Origin of the sequence: Synechococcus sp. WC101, from assembly GCF_047461555.1 — a bacterium.
Classification (GTDB): domain Bacteria; phylum Cyanobacteriota; class Cyanobacteriia; order Thermostichales; family Thermostichaceae; genus Thermostichus.
Window position 1 is genome coordinate 1 of record NZ_JANSHG010000233.1, and the last position, 2,647, is coordinate 2,647.

Below are 2,647 nucleotides of genomic sequence, written 5' to 3' on the forward strand. Positions count from 1 at the left end.
AAATTGGAAACAGGCAGCGTTTACAAGCTCAGCTTAGACAAGCTAGACGAAAGGGTTCCCCCTTCGGGGGGATCCCTAGAAATTGGAAACTAGACGTCCGACCGCGTCCGTACCTTCTGGTCTTGGTCGGTTCCCCCTTCGGGGGGATCCCTAGAAATTGGAAACAACTTTACTCTTGACAAAGGAGGGAGGTTTATACGCATAGCTACTGGGTTCCCCCTTCGGGGGGATCCCTAGAAATTGGAAACATCGATCCGGGTCGAACGTCAGCAGGAGACCTCGCTGAAGGTTCCCCCTTCGGGGGGATCCCTAGAAATTGGAAACGCCATCACAGAAGCCACTCGGCGGCTGACGGCTCTCCAAGGTTCCCCCTTCGGGGGGATCCCTAGAAATTGGAAACGGAACGGGTCCGCAGGTCCGGCGAGCGCTCTGACCGGTGGTTCCCCCTTCGGGGGGATCCCTAGAAATTGGAAACCCGCAAGGATTGTTACTACTAGTTCTGCGTTCTCAAGTGTTCACCGGTTCCCCCTTCGGGGGGATCCCTAGAAATTGGAAACGGTGCGACTGCGGGGCGACTACCCTGATGTCAGGCGGGCAGTTCCCCCTTCGGGGGGATCCCTAGAAATTGGAAACTGGAAACGTGGCGCAGGCCGCCAGGAACGAACGAGAGAGGTTCCCCCTTCGGGGGGATCCCTAGAAATTGGAAACATGGGGATCTCGATGGGATCGGAGAAAAGGGCGTTAAGCAGGTTCCCCCTTCGGGGGGATCCCTAGAAATTGGAAACGAGTGTACTCATGACGCGTAGCATCCAAACGAGGAAGGGTTCCCCCTTCGGGGGGATCCCTAGAAATTGGAAACAATTAGGTGTGGAGCATATCTAAGAACAAAATTTGAAGGTTCCCCCTTCGGGGGGATCCCTAGAAATTGGAAACTGCGAGGAAGAAGGGGACGATTGGCTGATCTAACCTCACGGTTCCCCCTTCGGGGGGATCCCTAGAAATTGGAAACCTTACCCCTTTTATGCTATTCCCTACCTACAGAAGAATGGTTCCCCCTTCGGGGGGATCCCTAGAAATTGGAAACATATACGCGCCCTGGTACTTCAGGAGCTCTCCCTCAACTACAATGGTTCCCCCTTCGGGGGGATCCCTAGAAATTGGAAACGATTAGTTAGCGGTTATTAGCCCATTCAAAATCGGGCACATAAAGTTCCCCCTTCGGGGGGATCCCTAGAAATTGGAAACCCGCGGCAGCCGCCGGAGAGGATGACCACCTCAGGCAGCTTGTTCCCCCTTCGGGGGGATCCCTAGAAATTGGAAACGGAAACTCAATCTCTCTTTCAGAGAGAAGCACCTTGAAGTTCCCCCTTCGGGGGGATCCCTAGAAATTGGAAACGTTGCAGAGCTCTTCGAGTAATTTGGACATACTCATCTCGTTCCCCCTTCGGGGGGATCCCTAGAAATTGGACTAGAAATAGAAAATGAGCTTGCTGCTGCCGAAGCTAGCCCTGACATTGGGAGATCCGGCGGGGATTGGGCCAGAGATTGTGCTCAAGGCGCTGGCGGATCCCCAGGTGCAGGCCTGCGCCCAGATAACGGTGGTGGGCGAGCGGCAGGTTTTGGAAGCTACCTACTGCCTTCTGCGCCAGCGAGGGGCAACCGACCTGGCCGACCCGGCAGGGATCCCGGTGCTGGAGGGCGGCAGCGGCTTCTACCTAGAGCCGTCGCGCGTGGGCCGGGGGGATGTCGCAAGCGGGGCGGCCAGCTTTGCCTACCTGAAAACAGCTATTGAAGAAGCGCTGCGGGGCCAGTTCCAGGGGATCGTGACCGCTCCCATTGCCAAATACCTCTGGCACCAGGCGGGCTACCCCTTCCCTGGCCAAACAGAAGTTCTGGCCCAGCTCAGCGGGAGCGAGCGCTACGGCATGCTGTTTGTGGCCCGTTCTCCCCACAGCGGCTGGCAGATCCGGGTTTTGCTGGCCACCACCCACATCCCCCTGAGCCAGGTGCCCCTCACCCTTACCCCGGAGCTGGTGCGCGCGAAGTTGGACTTGCTGGTTGGATCCCTGCGTAAGCTCTTTGGGATTGTCAATCCGGTGATTGCTGTGGCTGGCCTTAACCCCCATGCTGGCGAGCAGGGGCAGCTTGGGCAGGAAGAGAAAACGTGGCTGGCGGAGCTGCTAAGAACCTATCCCCACGCCAAAATCTGGGGGCCGCTTCCCCCCGATACCATGTGGCTAGCGCCCGCCCAGGCCTGGTATGGTCAAGGGTCTCCCGCCGTGGCCGACGCCTACCTGGCCCTCTATCACGACCAAGGCCTGATCCCAGTGAAGCTGCTGGCGTTTGACCGGGCCGTCAACCTAACCCTGGGGCTGCCCTTTATTCGCACCTCCCCCGACCACGGCACCGCCTTTGACATAGCTGGACAGGGGGTGGCCCGCGCCGAGAGCCTCAAGCAGGCAATCCTGCTGGCAGCCGAACTGGCCCCTACGGCCGCCGCAGCGTCTCGATCCCTTCAGGGCCAGCGATAATGGCCTCCGTGGCCATGCCGATAAACAGGCCGTGCTCCACTACCCCCACCGTTGCTTTGAGTTGCTCAGCTAGCTTGGCTGGATCGGCAATGGGGCCAAACTGGCAGTCGAGGATG

At 58.5% G+C, this 2,647-nt stretch carries 2 protein-coding genes and 1 CRISPR repeat array; of the genes, one reads left to right on the forward strand and one right to left on the reverse strand.

The annotated features are described in order from the left end of the window. Positions 1-53 precede the first annotated feature (53 nt). Positions 54-1,471: direct repeats of the CRISPR family, unit length 37 nt; unit sequence GGTTCCCCCTTCGGGGGGATCCCTAGAAATTGGAAAC. Between the two features lie 10 nt (positions 1,472-1,481). Next, positions 1,482-2,531, forward strand: a complete 1,050-nt coding sequence (gene pdxA, locus NW809_RS11840; RefSeq protein WP_414402225.1) for a 4-hydroxythreonine-4-phosphate dehydrogenase PdxA — start codon at positions 1,482-1,484, stop codon at positions 2,529-2,531. Here the strand turns inward: pdxA and NW809_RS11845 are convergent. Beyond that, the gene (locus NW809_RS11845; protein ID WP_414402226.1) at positions 2,488-2,646 is read right to left on the reverse strand and encodes a ribose-5-phosphate isomerase A; all 159 of its coding nucleotides are present in this window, start codon (positions 2,644-2,646) and stop codon (positions 2,488-2,490) included. The two genes, pdxA and NW809_RS11845, sit on opposite strands and share 44 nt — an antisense overlap. Between the last annotated feature and the right edge of the window lies 1 nt (position 2,647).